Genomic DNA, 18474 nt, shown 5'->3' on the forward strand with positions numbered 1-18474 from the left:
TTTAGCTATCCCTATTATTTTTTCCCCGACCGAACGCCCTAGTGATTGGGCGCTTCCCTACCCCCTCCAGTTCTAAATGACCCCATGCGGCAGCGGCCGTAAAAATTTGCGCGCTTTCATGCGATACAATGTGCCAGATACTAAGTGGCAAAGATCCAACCATGAAGGTGCGCCATGCTTGCCGAAGTGCTGAACGAGAATTCTTATAGTGACTTCCGGGACCGGTTGTCAGAATTTCTCAATGTCCCCATCGACGCTTCAGACTCGGACATCCATGAGATGATCAATGCCGGTTTTTTAGCCGATCGGATCAACATTTTTTGCGAGCAGGGCAAAATCCCCCCGCAACAACGCGACCAGATCATCCCTTACAAGACACTCAGCTCCAGGTTGACGCTCGGGCAGAGACTCACGGTGGATGAGAGTGAGCGCTTATTTCGACATGCCTACATCGCCGCTATGGCAGAAGTACTTTTTGGTAGAAGAGAGAAAGCCAGTTCGTGGCTCTCGAAGCCTAAGGATCATTTTTCTGGGAAAAGTCCAATAGCAATGCTCTCAACCAAACAAGGCACTCACCAGGTTGAGCAGTTACTAATACAGGTTGCTGAAGGGTACGCATTTTGATCGTTGGGCACGTCGGTGCAACGCAGAATTGAGAGATTCTTCCTCCAGCTAAACCGACCGGGAATAGACGGCGGCATCGCCGCACCGAAGACCTCCACGATCCGCGCCACCGCGATGTCAGTGCTCATGACCATGCGCTTGACGTCGAGGTGAATGGAGTCGATGCGAATCATTGCGTCTGTCCACGGACGAATCGGGCACAGCCATCAGGATCGGAGACAGGCCATTTCACGACTATCGTTCCGTGTGCGCAGAGGCAACCCGATGCTGACGGACTGCTAGTTCTGAATGTTTGGCGCTAGCTTCACGACAAGAAAGCAGGCAAGTCACTGAGGTGTCGATCACCGTAAAGCGACAACCAATTGCGCAGTCGTTGGCGTTGAAAACCCTCCACTACAACATTAATAAAGAGCCATTCATGCGCATCGTCTGGGATACAGCTCGCCCCACGGGAGACGCGTCACCGCCCAGTCAACGTCCACCGCGAAAGCTGGACCACTCCAGATGACCTCGTGCCGATTTTCGGAATCGGGAACGGAATGCCGCCTTAACAACCTTCCAGCGACAAGCCATTACTAGTGGGTCTTCCAAGTGGTAGCGTTGGTAACCGTTTTTTGATAGCCGCTGTCGAGTACCGCCGCTGTGCCGTGGGCCGGATATCCGTACCAACAGCACCTCTTATCGCTCCTACCTTTTATTCCTACACAAATAGAGCACCGCAACAAATCCACCCATCGACATCAACGCAGCACAGAGAAATATCGCCGCATAGCCTAGGCCAGAAGCAACCAGGCCCATCACCGGGCCGGCCAGCCCCACTGCGATATCAAAGAATAAAGAAAGTGCACTGAGCGCCGAATTACGGTTGGCCGCCGGAGTGCTGGACAGTGTTTCCACCCCTAACCCCGGATAGACCCATGACACCCCTATCCCGGTCAGCGCACCGCCAGCAATTGCCAGTGCAGGAGATGGCGCGAGCCATATCAGCAGCATGCCCAGGGTCTGTATAAGCAGGCAGCCGCCCACCACCTTGTAGCCCCTGAATCGCTGCAGTATTCCCGGCGAGGACAAGCGGGCAACGATAAAGCCAGCCCCGAACCCACTCAAACAGTAGGCGGCGTGGTCCCAGCCCTGGCTGTCGAAGTACAGTGCGACGAATGCCGTCAGGCCGCCAAACCCTACCGAACTGCACACCAGGACCAGACCATTGGGCATGACCGCGAAGAGAACTCGATAGAATGCCAATCGGGCGCCTGTGATCAAAGGCGCCGGGCGCTTGCCCAGCGCCAAAATCAGGAATATCAGGCCTAGCAACACCGTGCACAGCCCGACACTGGCGATACCCAACGAATTACGCAGCAGCACGCCCAGCGGCGCTCCGACTGCCGTACCACCGTAAGCCGCTATTCCGTTCCACGACATGACCTGTGCTGCCCGAGGCGCACCACATAACCCAATGGCCCAGGTGCAGCAAGGCGTGGAGATCATGGCCGTGGAGGCCCCCAACACCAGCCTGCCCAGCAGTATGAGTGTCAGGGTCAACCAGGGTTGGGTGGGCAAGATGATCGCAAGCGCGGTCAGGGTGCCACTCAACATCAAGCCACTGAGCCCACACACCACTGCGTATTTGGCGCCCTGGCGGTCAGCCACGCCACCGGCCAACGGACGAGCCAGGAGCGTCGCCAGGTACTGCGAGCTAATCACCACGCCGGCAAAAACCGAGGTCAGGCCTAGGTCATTGAGGACATAGCCCGGCAACACTGCAAGTGGCAAGCCACTGCAGACGTACGAGATAAAGTTGAAGCAGATAATGGACAGGATCAACCAGTTGCTGCCGATAGCCTTGCCATTACTGCGGCTTAAAACACCGATGTCGCCCATCACTGCCGCTCTAGGCCCCGTACGACATCCGCAAGCAACTGCGGGTGTGATACGAACGGCTCGTGCGCCGTATCGATCTCGATAACCACGCCCGCGCCGGCACGTTGAGCAAAACGCCGCTGCCAGTCGACGGGAAGGATGTTGTCGCGCAGGGTGATGATGTAACTCGCCGGAATGATTCCCGGATATCCCACGCGACTGATGGAGTCTGTCGCAACACAAAGTGGCGTCGTGTCCTGGCTCACTTCGCTTAACAACCAACCAAGGGTTTGCTCGCTCAAGTCCTGACCGAACATCGCCACGGCCAGCACTTGAGGGGTTGTTTGCGCCGGGTCCAGCGGCCAGCCGACATGGTCCGGGCTTTCGCCATGCAGCCTGGTGCCAAGCAGCTGCAGAATTGATTGGCCTTCACTGGGCAATGCGCAAGCCAGGTATAGCAACTGCGAATACAGTTGGGGAGCGGCCATGACCATCATCGGAAGCAAAACTCCCGCGATGGAATGTCCAAGCAGGACGGCCTGGTTCACGCCGAGTGCACGCAGGTCCTCATTCAGTTCATCAACCACATCATCGAGCCGCAGGGACCCAACATCACGGCCGCGCTTGGTACCGCATCCTGGCATATCCAGGGTAATTACTCGTTCGAAGCATCCAGGCTGCTGGTTGAGCGCCTCAACGAAGGGCCCCCAACACCAGGAGCCGTGGTTGCCGCCATGCAGCAATACCAAATCAGTCATGCGCACGCTCCTGAGAGTGGGTACCGGTCGTACCTGTCTTGATCACTTGACTGCATAGCAACCCACGGCGACGACGAACCCGTTTACCCGCTGCAGAAAAGTTCTCTTGTATTCGTTTTGCCCGGTAATCGGGTTACGCCACAGATAAGCGATCTCACCTGTTTCATGGCCGCTCATCTGTTCGAGGATGTCCTCGCCAATCGGCTTGCCATCGACTGAGCGCAATGAGTTGAAGTCGGTGCCGATCAACCGGGGCGAAAAACCGTGAGCGACAAACCGCTTGGTCTTGAGATCCACCACGAAGGCATACAGATCATCCTCGGTGAACTGTTTATCGTGCTGATTAATGAGCCCGAAGGTGGTTTTCGCGTCGTTGGCAACTTGTCGCGAAATCTGCCCAAGCAGCTGTTGTGCCTGTTCGGGGGAGGACCGTGGCATGTAGTAACCCACGACGATCAACCGATCCTTGACGCGCTGATAGAACACGCGTTTACGCTCGACCTTGGCGTGTTGCCAGTTCCACCAGCGGTATTCGGCGCTACGCACAATGCCGTCGTCCGGCTGTGCAATGGCATGCTTGAATGCCGCCTGGAGGTCGTCGTCCAGGACGCTGAACACCGGCTTGCCGACCAGCGAAACGGAAGGCCCACCGCTGGCGAGCATCACACCGGAGGTATCGACCACGTAGATGTACAGTTCACCATCGATAAAGGCCCCCTGCCGACTGAACTCGGCCAACGCGGAGTCGCCCTTGGCTTTGTACTCGGCAACAGCTTTTACCAACAAGGCATTGGCGCGTTGGGTGTCAGCACTGTAAGCGTCCACCGGTGCTTGCTGAGCAAAGCCGACGAGGGAGAAAAAGCACAGGCACAACGCAGCGAACGCTCGATAAAGACTCATTGTTGTTCCTCTGGTGAAGTTTCCGATGCCCGAAGGTCCACCGTCAGATTGTCAATGAGCCGTGTTTTGCCAATGCGCGCCGCCACCAGAATCACAAAGTGAGTATCGGTGCTTTTCACAGGTGTTAAATCCTGGGCATTCCTGACTTCAAAGTATTCCAGTTGAAAACCGGCGTCGCTGATACGTTGATGACATTCAATCAACTGGCGCTCAGCCACCCTCCTCTCGAGCTGGATACTCGCCGCCATTTGCTTCAAACAAGCGTAGAGGACGGGGGCTACCGAGCGCTCATGCTCGGTCAGATAGCCGTTGCGCGAGGATAATGCCAAGCCGTCCGCGGCCCGGATCGTCGGTGCACCGACAACGTCAGTCACCATGTTGAGATCCCTGACCATCGAGCGCACGACTGCCAGCTGCTGATAGTCCTTTTCCCCGAAAACCGCCACGTCTGGCTGGGCAATGTTCAGCAGCTTGGCGACGACTGTGGCCATGCCGTCAAAGTGACCAGGGCGTGCCGCACCGCAAAGACCTTCAGAAGCGTTCGGCACACTGACGATGGCCTGATTGAGCATTCCATCCGGATAGATCTGTTCGACAGCGGGGGCAAACAGCACATCACACCCGGCATTGACCAGTCTTTCGCGATCAGCATCGGGCGTGCGGGGATAGTTGGCCAGGTCCTCATTGGCCCCGAACTGGAGTGGGTTGACGAAGATGCTGGCGACGACGAAGTCCGCTCGCTGCTTTGCGCAATGAATCAGGGCGATATGACCGTCATGCAAATTGCCCATGGTCGGCACCAGTGCGACTTTCTTGTTCTCACCCCGGGCGCGGGCAACGAGCGCACGCAACGCGCCAACCGTATCGACTGTCTGCACCGCGTTACGCCTCTTTGGCCAATTGCGCCTCGATTGCCTCAAGCAACCGCGGATCATCCGCTGCAACGTCCGGAGCGAAACGAGCGACGACCGCACCCTGGCGATCGATCAGAAACTTCTCGAAGTTCCAGAGCACGTCCGTCGTGTTGGCAGACTCGATGCCGTAACCCAGCAGACGCTCGCGCATTGGGCCTTCGCCTGTGGACTCAGGTTGCGCGGCGGTCAGCTCAGCGTAGAGAGGATGCTGCTCGGTACCGACAACCGAGATTTTCGAGAACAGCGGGAAGTGAACGTCATAGTTCACTGAACAGAACTCGGCGATTTCCGCATCGCTATACGGCTCCTGTTCCCTGAAATCGTTGGCAGGGAAACCCAGCACTTCCAGCCCTTGTGAATGCTTGCTCTGGTAGAGCTTTTCCAGACCTTCATATTGCGGGGTCAGCCCACATTTAGAAGCCAGGTTGACCACCAGCAGGACTTTGCCCCGATAATCGCTAAGGCGGCTGGCACTGCCATCGATCTGCTTCAGCGAAATATCGTAAAGGGAGTTACTCATTTGTCTGCCTCATGCAGGTTGGCTTCAAAGGGTACGGCCGATGATTTCTTTCATGATTTCCGAGGTGCCGCCATAGATGCGGGCCACTCGCGCGTCGACCCAAGCGCGGCTGATTTTGTATTCGCTCATGAAGCCGTAGCCGCCATGCAGTTGCAGGAACTCGTCGAGCAGCTTGCCCTGCATTTCCGATCCCAGCAGCTTGGCCATCGCTGCGATTTCGGGCGTCAACTCGCCGCGCATCACCTTGGCCAGGCAGTCGTCGACGAACACCCGCAACATGGTGGCTTGGGCCTTGGCTTCGGCAAGCTTGAAGCGGGTGTTCTGGAAGTCGAGAACCGGTTTGCCAAAGACTTTGCGTTCACGGGTGTAGCCGATGGTTTCTTCCAGCAGCGTGTCGATCGATTGGGCGGCACGGATAGCAATGATCAAGCGTTCCCAGGCCAATTGGTGAGTCAGGTATTTGAACCCCATCCCCTCCTCGCCCAATCGATTGCCAACCGGCACCCGTACCTCATCAAAAAACAGCTCGGCGGTGTCCTGCCCTTTCAGGCCGATCTTTTCCAGTAGACGTCCCTTGGCGAAACCCGCACGGCTTTCTTCAACGCAGATCAAGGTCAGCTCTTTGGCCGTAGGATCAATCTTGGTGGCGGTCACCACCAGCCCGGCATTGCCGCCGTTGGTGATGAAGGTCTTCTGGCCGTTGACGATGTAGTCATCACCGTCGCGGCGCGCCGAAGTGCGCATGGATCGCAGGTCGCTGCCGATGCCTGGTTCGCTCATGGCGATCACGCCAATCAATTCACCGCTGACCATGCGCGGCAGCCATTGCTGCTTCTGCTCCTCGCTGCCGTAGGCAACGATGTAAGGGGTGACGATTTCCGAGTGAGTGGTAAAACCAACCGCGGTGGCGTTGGCTCGCGCCAGTTCTTCGATCATCACCGCAGAATGACCGAAGTCGCCTCCCGGGCCGCCGTATTCTTCGGGCACCGTGGAGCACAGCAAGCCGTTCTCGCCGGCCTTGAGCCAGACTTCCTTGGGCACGATGCCGTTCTTTTCCCACTCGTGCAGGTAAGGCACGATTTCGCGGTCCACGAAACGGCGGGCCTGATCACGGAACATGTTGTGGTCTTCTCGAAATACGCCACGCATCTTGCTTACTCCAGATCGATTCTTGTTGTTGGCACTGAGTAATCAGCGGTCCCGGTATTGCGGCTCGCGTTTGTCGACAAAGGCGGCCACCGCTTCCTGATGGTCTTCGGTGTGATGGGCGAGTGCCTGGTACGCAGCAGACAATTCCAGTAGCGAGTCGAGTCGCATATGTTGGCCTTCGCGCAGCAGGCGCTTGCACAGCCGCAACGCATGGCCCGGGTTGCTGGCGATCCGCCGCGCCAAGGCTTGCGCTTCCGACTGCAAGGTTTCATGGGTGCAGACCTGCTCTACCAGACCCCATTCCAGCGCTTTTGCAGCATCTATAGCGTCACCGGTAAACGCCATCAGGCTGGCTTTCGGGATGCCGATGATCCGCGGCAACAGCCAGGCGCCGCCGTCACCCGGAACAATGCCCAGGCGCACAAAACTCTCGGCAAAGATCGCCTTGGGCGCTGCCAGCCGGATGTCGCACATGCACGCCAGATCCAGGCCCGCACCAATCGCCGGGCCGTTGACGGCGGCGATCACCGGGATATCCAGCTCGTAGATCGCCAGGGGAATACGTTGAATGCCATCACGGTAGGTATTGCGCAGCTCATAAGGCGAGCCGGCGAAGATGCCGCCACGCTCATGCATGTCCTTGACGTTGCCGCCGGCACAGAAGGCGCTGCCATTACCGGTGAGCACCATGACCCGCACCGTCGGATCGCGACGTAACTGGGCACAGAGGTCGACAAATTCCTGAATCTGCTCGGGCGTCGTCAGGGCGTTGCGGGTTTCGGGATGGTTCATGCGCACGGTGACAACACCGCCATCGCGCTCAATCTGAAGAAACTGACTCATACCGGATCACTCACAAGTCGGGTTAATGATTGTTGGCCATGACCTGTCAGTAACGGCCAGTACCCCTCGCTGCCACCCTGGCAAACCCGGACGCCCAGCCGCTGGCTCCAAAGGCTGGCCGAGCCGAATTCGCTGCGCCACGCCCACAACCGCCGGGTGAGCAAATGCAAGGGGTATTCCTCGGTGAAGCCGATGGCGCCGTGCACTGAATGGGCAATGCCGGCGCCGACGCTGGCAGCTTCTGCGCTGCTGATTTTTGCTGCTGCAATGGTCAGCGCTGCGAGTCCTGAGCGGGATTCCACGAAGGCCGCCTCGGCGGCAATCCCGGCGGCGGCGGCTTGTTCCGCGAATACCGCCAGTTGCTGTTGAATGGCCTGGAACGAGCCGATGGTCTTGCCGAATTGTTTGCGTTCCCCGGCATAATTGGCAGTCATGTCCAATAGCGCATGCAATGCCCCGGCGGTCTGCGCCGCGCGCAGCATCGCGCCACCCAGCTCCAGGACATTGGCGTCGAACCCGTTGGGCAGCGGCACTTGCGCCAGTACCTGGGCGCTGGTGAAACCCAGGTCATCACGCGGTTCGCCAGCCACATTCAGACTGAGCGTGAGTTCGCTGGCAGTGCTACGCGATAGCAACACCACATGCGGAACACCCGTCGAGCTGTTGGCAATCGCGACGACCTCTTCGACATTGCGCCCCCAAGGTACCGAATAGGCGGTGCCATTAACGCGCTCGCCATCGAGCACCAGACTGGCATTGGCAGCCATGCTCAGCGCGCCAGCTCGCCCCTCCAGACCGGTCTTGCTCAGCAGCCAGTTGGCCAGCAAGGCCTCACCCAATGGGGCCGGAACGGAAAAGCGTCCGGCGGCACGCACCAGCACATACATATCAGCCCAACTGGCTTCGGCTCCGCCCAGCGCTTCGCTGACACCCGCCAAAGTGAAGCCCGACTCATCCAGCGCGGCCCATAAATCCGCCGGCCATTCCCCGCCCTCACAGCCCATTACATAAGCGGGCGTCGCCAAATCGGCAAACAGGCGTTCAATCGTCGTTTCAAATATCTCGCGCATTATCGCAACCCCAGGCCGCGGGCAATGATGCCGCGCAGAATTTCACGAGTGCCCCCGCGCAGTGAAAACGAGGGCGCCATCTGAGTCAGGTAGGCGAGCACGCGGGCATGCTCGCTGCCGCCGTCTTGCCGTGGCTCGGTTTCCAGCAGCAGTTGGGCCACCTCGGGGATTTCTTGTTCGAAGGCATTGCCGAGGTCTTTCACACAGGAAGCCGCCCAGGCTGGGTGCTCACCCGCTGCCAGCTGTGCCGTGACCGACAATGACATATTGCGCAGGGTCAGCAGCTTGGCCGAAAGACGCCCGATTTCTCGTGCCTGTAACGCGTTGGGGGTCTTGCCCAGCGCATCGATCAGGGTTTTCAGCAGCGCCATGCAGCTGAGGAACCGTTCTGGACCGCTACGCTCGAAGGCCAGTTCGGCGGTCACTTGTTCCCAACCTTTGCCTTCAGTACCGATCAAGGCATCAGCAGCCAACCGCACATTGTCGAAGAACACTTCGTTGAAGTGCTCGCCACCGGCCAGGTCGCGGATGGGCCGGATGGTGATGCCGGGCAGGCTCAGGTCGACGATGAATTGCGACATGCCCTCATGCCGGGCGGCCTGTTTTTCACCGGTACGCACCAGGGCAATCATGTACTGCGAATGGTGGGCGTTAGTGGTCCAGACCTTCTGGCCATTGAGCAGCCAGCTATCACCCTCACACACGGCATTGCTTTTGATCGACGCCAGGTCCGATCCGGAATTGGGCTCGCTCATGCCGATGCAGAAGTAACTTTCACCTCGGCAAATGGCCGGCAGGTAATGCTGCTTTTGTTGCTCGGTACCGAAGCGATTGATCAGCGGACCGCTTTGGCGGTCGGCGATCCAATGGGCCGACACTGGCGCACCGGCGGCCAGCAATTCTTCAATGATCACATAGCGGGCAAAAGGCCCCGCCTCTGCGCCGCCGTAGGCTTTGGGCAAAGCCATGCCGACCCAGCCTTTAGCGCCGAGTTTCTTGCTGAACCCGGCGTCGAAGCCCATCCAGGACTCGGCGCGCCGGGTGGGCGGGTAATCGGCCAATGTTTCGTGGATAAACTCCCGCACTTCTGCGCGAAGCGCCTCAGCCTCGGGAGGAATACTGCTGTAGGTAAATTGACTGATGGCCATATGCGCTCTCTAACGCTGAACACAGGCGCAATCGCTTCGAATGAAGCGACCACAGGACGGCAACCGCCCCCCGCAGTCGCCGTTGGCCGACGACTGCAGAGAACAGCGGCAACTTACAACGCGGTTTGCGCGTCAGCCTGGGCGAACATCGCGTTGATGTCGCCGGAAGTCACTGGTTTGTTGTCGTGACGACCATGGTCGGCGCCGCCCAGGCCCAGGGCCGGTTCGATGCTGACGTGTGTCGCCTGAGCACGCAGCGCGCCGACTGTGCAGTTTTCCCGACCGTGGATGGAGAACGGATCAAAGGAAAATTCGCGCATTGCGTTCAAGTGAGTGACCTTGTCGATCATTTCTTTTGGTAGGTGCTGCAACCCTTCCCACGCTGTTTCCGGCGAGTTCGGCCAGGTGCAGTCGGAGTGCGGGTAATCGCTTTCCCAGGTCACCATGTCGGCGTTCAGGTAGTCGAGGTTCTTCAGCCCGAAATTGTCTTCGATGAAGCAGGTGATGAAGTGCTTGTTGAAGATGTCGCTAGGCATCTTCCCGCCGAAGTTGGAGTTGGTCCACGCGTTGTGGTGACGGTGGGTGAAGTCAGCGCGCTCCAGCAGGTACGGAATCCAGCCAATGCCACCTTCAGAAAGAGCCATGCGCAGGTCCGGGAATTTCTTCCACATCGGCGCCCAGATCCAGTCAGCGGCGGAGTTGGCGATAGAAATCGGCATGGAGGTAATCCAGGCGTCGATGGGCGACATATCCGATGCGTGCTGGGCTTTAACGCCGGTGCCGATATGGCAGCAGATCACCACCTTGTTATCGCTGCAGGCCTTCCACAGTGGATCCCAGTAATCGCTGTGAATCGATGGGTAGCCGTGAATCGCCGGGTTGTCCGACATCGAGAGTGCATGCACGCCCTGTCTGGCCAGGCGCTCGACTTCGGCGGCAGCGGCTTTCATGTCCCACCACGGCACGATCATCAGGGGAATAAAGCGACCTGGCGCTGCGTTGCACCAGTCGTGCAAATGCCAGTCGTTATAGGCCTGGATAGCGGCCATCGACACATCGCGGTCAGCGTGGACCTGGAAGCGTTGCCCGGCAAAGCCCGGGAAGGTTGGAAAGCACAATGAACCGAGCACGCCGTTGGCGTTCATGTCGTCGACACGGTCCTTGATGTTCCAGGTACCACGGCGCATTTGGTCGTAGCCCAACGGCTCCATGCCGTATTCCTCTTTCGGTCGACCGACCACGGAGTTGAGGCCCATGTAGCCTGTGGCCTGCTCCTCGAAGACCCACACGTCACGATCGCCTTTCTTGACCACATGAGGTTCACGCCCCTTGAAGCGCGCAGGCATGTGGCGAGCAAAAGCATTCGGTGGCTCGATCGCGTGGTCATCGACACTGACGAGAATCAGATCTTCAACTTTCATTGTTTTCCCCTTCGCATTCGGGCTTGTTGTTGTGCCTGAATCATAGTGCACATCGCGACTTAATTAAACACATTTTTTGAATGTGTTCATATTAATTCCGGTGCGCGGAAAAACCCTTGAGGCAGAACGCGTTGAACCGCGGCAGGCGCAAGACCTGTCGCGGTTCAACCAGAGGATTTACAAGAGGGGTACGGACGCCGTTCAGTCCCACAACACATGCAGGTAATGCGGACCGCGCAGCTGTGCACCGACGATCTGGGGCCCCGGCTTGTCTGGGTCGAGGCGGATATTGGGCATCAAGTCGAGGATCGCATTCAGTGCGCAATTGATCTCGGTCTTGGCAACGAATTGACCGATACACATGTGTGGGCCAAAGCCGAAGCCAAACGAAGGTTTTGGTTTGCGGTCGATGTCAAATTTATCGGCGTTTTCGAACGCGTCCTCATCGCGGTTGGCGGAGGTAACGATACATTGCACCATTGCCCCTTTGGGGATCGGCACACCGCGAATCTCCAGATCCTTGGCGGCCTGGCGCACCTTGAAGGTGGCCACGGGCTCAAAACGCACCGCTTCATCGATGGCCTTGTTTACAAGGCTACGATCATTGCGCACCCGCTCCAGCACATCCGGATTTTGCAGAAGCAATGCCATCAAGGTTCCGAAGGTGCGGGTCGTGGTTTCGCTGGCAGCCGGGAGCAGTGAGCGCACGAAGGTGGTGATCTCATGATCGTCCAGGGAACGCCCTTGGTACTCGACGCCAATCAGCCGGCTGATCAAGTCATCCCCCGATGCGCCCGCAGCCCGACGTTCCGCTACCACCACTTTCACCACGTCATACAGCGCTTGTGCGGCGTCCATGGCAGCGCCACGGGCGGCGGCGGCCTTCTGCGGGTCGACTTGCGGACCGGCCAGGATTGCCAATGCCCAGGCGGCGTATTGCTCGATTTGCTCAGGGCGATCCTCAGGAAAGCCAATCAAGGAGTAAATCACCCGGATCGGGAAATACAGGGCGAAGTCCATCAGGTCGCCCCCTTTGGCGGGCACCATCGGCTTGATGTATTCCTCGCGAATAACCCGGTCGATCCTGGTTTCTTTCCAGCGATTGACCGTCTCCGGCATGAATACCGGTTGCAGCAGATTACGCATGCTCTTGTGGGCATCACCATCCATTGCCGTGAGGATCAGGCCATCGAAAAACGCACCCAGCCCTTCGGCGATAAAGCCACTGGTAAATGTACCGGCGTCACGCATGACGGCCATGACATCGTCGTATTTGAACAACGTGAAGGTGGGTCGCTCGGCATCCAGGCCGGCAATCGATGGCACGCCCAGACGGGCCATGAAGTTGTCTTGGAGCACAGGCGAATTGGCGCGCATCTCGCTGTAGGTCGCGTGAAGATCGATATCACTGGTGCCGCGATAATTGCTGGCGACGTCGGTAAATACCTTGGTCAGGTCGCTCTGTACCGGTGTGGACATGATCGTCTCCGTTGTTATTGTCATTATTTTCTGAGTTAGCCTGCAGAAGGCTATACCTTTCGGCTAATAATAGGCCTGAGCAGGACAGTATTGGACACTTTTCAATAATTCGATCAACTATTTTAGATGAGCGACCTGCTCAGTAGGCCTGTTGCACCAATGTCATGCGGCCACCGGCCAACATCAGCGCGCAGTACATTCCAAGCTCTACCACTTGGGCGGTGGAGAAAAACGCGCCCAGTTGAGTAAATTGCTCGTCATCGATGCTCAGGTAATCGCTGGCAAACAACTCGGCGTAGCGCAGCGCTGCACGCTCGGCTGGCGTGAAGTACTCGCTGTCCGTCGCCATGCACGCAATATCCTCATCCGTCACACGATCGGATTTGCGCGCCAGCTGGCAGGCCTTGCAGGTGGTGATGCTGGCAATCTTCAGCCGCACCAGTTCGCGCAAGCGCTCATCCAGCAGACTGTCGCTGTGCAGGCTCTCCATTAAGCCCAGCCAGGCCAACGCCACCTTTGGTCGATGTGCCCAGACCTGCACCGGCGTCGTAGAGCTGAGCATGCGACTGCTCTGACCACGCTCGACCGCGTCTTGCAACGCGGCCGGCATGGCATTCAGGGGAATCAACGGCAAGCGAGCCATCTCAATCGAGCCGTTCGATGATGGTCGCCGTGCCCATGCCACCGGCGCAGCAAATGGCTTGCAACCCATAACGCCCGCCACGGCGCTCGAGCTCATTCAACATCGTGGTCATCAAGCGAGCGCCGCTAGCCCCCAATGGGTGTCCGAGGGCAATGGCGCCACCATTGACGTTCAACTTACTGTGCGGCACACCGGTCTCCTGCATCCAGGCCAGCGGCACGGAGGCAAAAGCTTCGTTGACCTCAAACAGATCAATGTCATTGATACTCAGTCCTGCCTTGGCAAGTACCTTTTGAGTAGCGGCAATCGGGCCGGTGAGCATCAATGTCGGGTCAGAGCCGACTGTGGTGAAGGCCACGACACGCGCTCGTGCTTTGAGGCCGAGCTTTTTCGCGGTGTCGGCACTCATCAGCAGCAACGCTGCCGCACCGTCGGAGATCTGCGACGAGTTACCAGCGGTGATGCGCCCGGTGTCCGGACGAAAACTGGTTTTAAGTGTCGACAGTTTTTCCCGCGACGTATCACGACGAATGGTTTCATCGTGACGCAACACACCAGCGGGTTCCGACAGCTCTTTTTCGCGGAGTTCTTCAACCACCACCGGTATTGTTTCATTATCGAAATAACCGGCATCGCAGGCAGCCGCTGCACGCTGGTGACTCGCGAAAGCGAAATCGTCCAGCGCATCGCGGCTGAGCGCCCACTTGTCAGCCATACGCTCGGCCGCCTCCCCCTGACTGGTCAGCTCATAACGTTGCGCCGCCATCCAGCCAAATGCCGCGCCGTGGATCTCACGGTTACTGCCCATGGGCACGCGACTCATGTTTTCCGCGCCACCGGCCACCACAATATCGGCGGCACCCGCCGCGATGGCGCCAACGGCCATATGCACTGCCACTTCACCCGAACCGCATTTACGGTCGATAGTCAGCCCCGCAACGGTGACCGGCCAGCCAGCGCCGAGTAACGCCGTGCGGGCAATATTGGCGGACTGTTCGCCAATTTGCGTGACATTGCCGAAGATCACGTCATCGACCAACGTCGGCGAGACATCGACCCGCTCCAGCAAACGGCTGATCACCAACGACCCAAGGTGATCAGCGCGTACGCCGGAAAGGCTGCCGCGGAACTTGCCGATGGGCGTTCGTACCGCATCAACAATGACGATGTCTTTCATAGCGCACTCGCCTTGAGCCCTGAACCCGGAACTTGCTTACCCTCTTCATAACGGTAAACCCCGTGCCCGGACTTGCGCCCCAGTCGTCCGGCGGCGACCATTTTGATGATCAGCGGGCAAGGTCGAAATTTTTCGCCCAAGGTCTGGTGCAAATAACGCAGTACCGACAGCCGCGTGTCCCAGCCGGTCAAGTCTCCCAATTCCAATGGACCCATCGGGTGGTTGAAGCCCAGGCGCAGCGCCGTGTCGATGTCCTCGGCGGTTGCGGTGCCTTCCTGGAGCATCCACATCGCCTCGTTACCCAGCAGCGCAGACATTCGACTGGTGGTCAGTCCTGGCGACTCATTGACCACGATCGAGGTTTTATTGATCTGCTCGCACAGAATGCGAGTGCGCGCCACCACTTCATCGCTGGTGGCCAAACCACGCACCAGCTCCACCAGTTTCATTTTGTGCACGGGGTTGAAGAAGTGCATGCCGATCACGCGATCGGCACAATCCACCGACGCCGCAATCTCGGTCACGCTGAGGGCCGACGTATTGGTGGCAATAATGGCATCCGCCGCCAGCAGCGGCGCCGCCTGGCCAATCACCGCCTTCTTCACCGCCAACTGCTCGGAGACTGTCTCCACCAGCCAGTTGGCCCCCATCGCAGCTTCGCTCAAGTCGCTACACGTCAGCAGATTGGCCAGCGATTGCTGAGCTTGTTCTTCGCTGACCTTGCCCAGACGCACACCATCGGCAAGGATCTTTTCGATGCTTGTCCGGGCGCTCGTCAACGAGGCGGCATTGGTATCGACCAACAGCGTATTGAAACCTGCGCTTGCGAACGCATGTGCAATACCGGTGCCCATCAGACCGGCACCCACCACGACTACTTTTTCTTTATTGGCGTTCATGTTTGGCTCTCGATTAGGCGCGGTTCTTTTTACTGACCACATTGCGCAACGTGCCAATGCCTTCGACGCTGGCTTCGACCACATCGCCTTCCTTGAGGAACAAGCCGGTGCCCATCCCCACTCCCGCCGGCGAGCCGGTGAACAGCACGTCGCCACTGGCAAAACTCGAACGCTGTTGCACGAAGCGAATCAGCTGGCCAACATCCCAAGTCATTTCACCGGTAGAGCCGTCCTGACGCACTTCACCATTCACTTTCAGGGTCAGGCGCAAGCGTGGTGAGCCCTCGGGAAACTCATCCTTGGTCACGATCCAGGGCCCAAGACCGGTGGTCTGGTCCTGGCTTTTGGCGGCGAACAGGTCCATGCCGATACCTGCCGGCCCACTACGTTGCAGGTCACGCGCACTGACGTCATTGCCGACGGTGTAGCCGAGCACGCAAGCAAGCGGGTTTTCCAAGTCGATTTCTTCGGTGCCGATGACGGCCACCAGTTCAACTTCGTGATCGAGCTCTTCAGTCAACGGTGGAAAGCGGATCGAGTCATTGGCGCCAATCAGCGCGCCATAAGCCTTGAGAAAAGCCACTGGCTGAGCCGGTGCCTGCAATCCGAATTCCACCAGGTGCTTGGCGTAGTTGGCACCCGCCACTACCACTCGGTTAATCGGTTCAATCGGGGGCAGCAGGCGGACCTTCGACAGCGGCAGCGATGGCCCGGCAAAACGCACCGAACTGATACCGCGCCCGGCGGCTACCGCCGGTGCCCAATCCTTGAAATCACCGGAAATGGGTGTCACTTGATCTTGAGCGACATCCACCACAGCCCAAAAGACGCCGGTAGAAAAATACTCACATCGCGCCAGTTTCATCAGCCACCTACCTTGCCCAACTTGGCAGGATCCAGGTGCAGCAAGCGGCATGCGTTTTCATAACGGATCTTGCGCATGTCCGCATCGGACAACTTCAGGCCGTGGGTCAGATCGTGGCGCACGGCATCGCTACCGCCGAAGTTGCTGCCGTACAGCACATGGTCCGCACCGATGATGTCGACCAGAGCCTGGCGCATCGGTACTTCATGCAACTCTACGTCGAAGTAGAAGTTTTTCATGTACTCGAGCAGTGGCTTCTTGTTGTATTTGACGTCGAGGTTTTCATTGGTCTTGGCCAGGCGACCGAGCTGGTACGGGACATAACCGCCGCCATGGGTGATGTAAACCTTGAGGTCAGGGAAGCGATCCAGCACGCCGCCGCAAATCAGGTTCCAGAAACAACGGGTTTCGTCGTATTGCATGCCGACGATAGCGGTGGTTTCGTAGCGGTCGCTGTTAGCGTTCTTGCCCCAGGTAACGGACTGGTTATAGCCGTGTACAAAAATCGGCAGGTCCAGGTCACAGAGGGTTCTCCACACCACATCAAGTTCCGGCGAATCGAATTCCAGACCGCCGAAGTTGGCACCGCCAGCAACCAGGCCCTTGGCGCCCAGCTCTGTGCAAGCGTGACGTATTTCAGCCGCCGCCGCTTCAGGTGCATTGAGCGGTGCATGAGCCCAGAACATCAGGCGATCAGGAGCTGCGGAGCAGTACTCGGCCAGCGTGCTGTTGACGGTGCGGGCGAATGGCACGGCGAATTCGGCTTCAGTCCAATACATGTAGCAATGGGACGGGACGGAAACCACCTGCAGGTTCTGCCCTGCGGCATCCATACCGGCCAGGCGCACTTTTGGGTCAGCCCAGCGTGAAAAATACTCCTCAAGCTTGGGACCATTACCGGAGCGCACGGCAGCCTTACGCTCTGGCGACCCGAGACCAAGAATCCAATCACCTACACGCAGCTTGATATCGCCGTCGGCGTGTTGCTCGAAGAACGGCCCCCAGTGCGGGTGCTGGTTGTAATAGCCAGGGTGGGGTGCGTGGGCGTGTAGATCGATAAGCATGTCTAGGTACCTCGAAGTTGGCACTTTTTTATTGGTTATTGGCGCAGTGCCTTCACGTGACCAGGATCAAACTGCCGCGAAAGGGGAAGCCAGGGGCTCACTGCTAAGACCAGAGCTTAAATTTAAATTGAGCAGAAATCAAAAATCTGTTCAGATTATTTTCAAGGTGCGTGAAAAAGCCCGATCCAGAGCCTTCGTCAGATGTCAAAAACACTTCGAAGAGTCAAAAAATGGACACAGAAAGGAAAAATCGCGGCACGCAGGCGAGAGAAAATTATCAGGCGGAAACGAAAAGCCCCCGAAATACGGGGGCTTTGCCTATAGCGAAAGATTGTGGGTCGAAAGTTAGCGACGGGTGCGGGAGGTGGAACCCATGATCAAGGCACCGAGCAGTTTTTTCACCCGCACCGGGAACAAACGTCGCCCCGCCGCTTCCGGCACCAGGATTTCACTCAACACGTATCGAATGATCATTTCGCAGATCAGCTCACGGTCAAGACGGACCCCGAGGCGCTCATCCCAATCGTCGAACACGATGCCCAGGCCATCCTGAAAGCGCACGATCGAATCGTGGAAAATCCGTCGAAAGAAGCCCAGTGCGTAGTCAGGTGCAACCACCAACAACCGCCGGGCTCGACTCTGCTCAAGGTAGTTGTCGAGATAGGCAAACAGCGCGTTGAGGCGTGCTTCCGGGTCGCTGATATGGCCCAGCTCCTGGGACAGCGAACTGTGGAAACTTTCGCGTTTATGCCGGGAAAAGGTGTCGAGCAAGTCTTCCTGGGAGGCGAAATAGCGATAAAAGGTACCGCGCGAAACACCCGCGACCTGGCACACATCCAGGATCGAAATGCGATCCGCACCCGACATCAGCACCACTTCTTCAGTGGCTTTAAGAATGTTGGCAATGGTCTCTTCCGAACGGCGGTTCGGCTTGACCTTGGTGCCTACCACGCCATTGGCGGCGGTACGTCGCTCCACCGGTTTTACCGGAGCCGTTCCTGCATCAGGCAGCGATTTTTTTTTCGTTTTGGAGGCCGGCGTCGGCGCTTCTGCTTTCTGGGATGCGGCTTTTGGCATGGATTGACGGGCTCATTGAGAGTAAAGATAGGTCAACACTAGCACAGGATCTGTGCATAAATA

General features: G+C 58.0%; 18 protein-coding genes. 1 reads left to right on the forward strand and 17 read right to left on the reverse strand.

All coding sequences use genetic code 11. The features are described 5' to 3' along the window. The first annotated feature begins 174 nt into the window (after positions 1-174). Entirely contained in the window at positions 175-624 is a 450-nt protein-coding gene (locus J4D25_RS02460) for an antitoxin Xre/MbcA/ParS toxin-binding domain-containing protein (protein ID WP_057715070.1), read from the forward strand. 687 nt (positions 625-1311) lie between these two features. Here the strand turns inward: J4D25_RS02460 and J4D25_RS02465 are convergent. From J4D25_RS02465 to J4D25_RS02545, 17 genes are all read right to left on the reverse strand, one after another. Further along, the gene (locus tag J4D25_RS02465) at positions 1312-2505 is read right to left on the reverse strand and encodes an MFS transporter (protein WP_057715071.1); all 1194 of its coding nucleotides are present in this window, start codon (positions 2503-2505) and stop codon (positions 1312-1314) included. Beyond that, a complete protein-coding gene (locus tag J4D25_RS02470; RefSeq protein ID WP_057715072.1) occupies positions 2505-3242 on the reverse strand; it encodes an alpha/beta fold hydrolase in 738 nt (245 codons plus the stop codon). Before J4D25_RS02470 ends, J4D25_RS02465 begins: the two co-directional genes overlap by 1 nt. Positions 3243-3284: 42 nt before the next feature. Beyond that, positions 3285-4142, reverse strand: a complete 858-nt coding sequence (locus J4D25_RS02475; protein ID WP_057715073.1) for a cache domain-containing protein — start codon at positions 4140-4142, stop codon at positions 3285-3287. Next, a complete protein-coding gene (gene panC, locus J4D25_RS02480; protein ID WP_057715074.1) occupies positions 4139-5020 on the reverse strand; it encodes a pantoate--beta-alanine ligase in 882 nt (293 codons plus the stop codon). Before panC ends, J4D25_RS02475 begins: the two co-directional genes overlap by 4 nt. 4 nt (positions 5021-5024) lie before the next feature. Then, positions 5025-5576, reverse strand: a complete 552-nt coding sequence (locus tag J4D25_RS02485; RefSeq protein WP_057715075.1) for a glutathione peroxidase — start codon at positions 5574-5576, stop codon at positions 5025-5027. A 24-nt stretch (positions 5577-5600) separates the two neighbouring features. Further along, the gene (locus J4D25_RS02490) at positions 5601-6725 is read right to left on the reverse strand and encodes an acyl-CoA dehydrogenase family protein (RefSeq protein ID WP_057715076.1); all 1125 of its coding nucleotides are present in this window, start codon (positions 6723-6725) and stop codon (positions 5601-5603) included. A 42-nt stretch (positions 6726-6767) separates the two neighbouring features. Beyond that, complete coding sequence (locus J4D25_RS02495) at positions 6768-7568, reverse strand: crotonase/enoyl-CoA hydratase family protein (protein ID WP_057715077.1); 801 nt, start codon at positions 7566-7568, stop codon at positions 6768-6770. Beyond that, positions 7565-8638, reverse strand: coding sequence for an acyl-CoA dehydrogenase family protein (locus tag J4D25_RS02500; protein WP_057715078.1), 1074 nt, complete (start codon positions 8636-8638; stop codon positions 7565-7567). The genes J4D25_RS02495 and J4D25_RS02500 overlap by 4 nt, the downstream gene beginning before the upstream one ends. Next, entirely contained in the window at positions 8638-9786 is a 1149-nt protein-coding gene (locus tag J4D25_RS02505; RefSeq protein ID WP_057715079.1) for an acyl-CoA dehydrogenase family protein, read from the reverse strand. Before J4D25_RS02505 ends, J4D25_RS02500 begins: the two co-directional genes overlap by 1 nt. 113 nt (positions 9787-9899) lie before the next feature. Continuing rightward, a complete protein-coding gene (locus tag J4D25_RS02510; RefSeq protein WP_057715080.1) occupies positions 9900-11207 on the reverse strand; it encodes an amidohydrolase family protein in 1308 nt (435 codons plus the stop codon). 201 nt (positions 11208-11408) lie between these two features. Then, complete coding sequence (locus tag J4D25_RS02515; protein ID WP_057715081.1) at positions 11409-12686, reverse strand: cytochrome P450; 1278 nt, start codon at positions 12684-12686, stop codon at positions 11409-11411. Positions 12687-12825: 139 nt separating this feature from the next. Then, a complete protein-coding gene (locus J4D25_RS02520) occupies positions 12826-13329 on the reverse strand; it encodes a carboxymuconolactone decarboxylase family protein (RefSeq protein ID WP_198530241.1) in 504 nt (167 codons plus the stop codon). A 1-nt stretch (position 13330) separates the two neighbouring features. Then, on the reverse strand, positions 13331-14506 hold the full coding sequence (locus J4D25_RS02525) for a thiolase family protein (RefSeq protein WP_057715082.1): 1176 nt from the start codon (positions 14504-14506) through the stop codon (positions 13331-13333). Then, the gene (locus J4D25_RS02530) at positions 14503-15405 is read right to left on the reverse strand and encodes a 3-hydroxyacyl-CoA dehydrogenase (RefSeq protein WP_057715083.1); all 903 of its coding nucleotides are present in this window, start codon (positions 15403-15405) and stop codon (positions 14503-14505) included. Before J4D25_RS02530 ends, J4D25_RS02525 begins: the two co-directional genes overlap by 4 nt. A 13-nt stretch (positions 15406-15418) precedes the next feature. After that, positions 15419-16270, reverse strand: coding sequence for a fumarylacetoacetate hydrolase family protein (locus J4D25_RS02535; RefSeq protein WP_057715084.1), 852 nt, complete (start codon positions 16268-16270; stop codon positions 15419-15421). After that, positions 16270-17334 (reverse strand): amidohydrolase family protein, encoded by a 1065-nt coding sequence (locus tag J4D25_RS02540; RefSeq protein ID WP_057715085.1) that lies wholly within the window; start codon positions 17332-17334, stop codon positions 16270-16272. Before J4D25_RS02540 ends, J4D25_RS02535 begins: the two co-directional genes overlap by 1 nt. A gap of 345 nt (positions 17335-17679) precedes the next feature. Continuing rightward, positions 17680-18411: a TetR/AcrR family transcriptional regulator gene (locus J4D25_RS02545; protein WP_057715086.1), complete on the reverse strand. Its 732-nt coding sequence runs from the start codon at positions 18409-18411 to the stop codon at positions 17680-17682. Between the last annotated feature and the right edge of the window lie 63 nt (positions 18412-18474).

The sequence above is a fragment of the Pseudomonas sp. GW456-L13 genome (assembly GCF_017350115.1).
Taxonomy (GTDB): domain Bacteria; phylum Pseudomonadota; class Gammaproteobacteria; order Pseudomonadales; family Pseudomonadaceae; genus Aquipseudomonas; species Aquipseudomonas jessenii.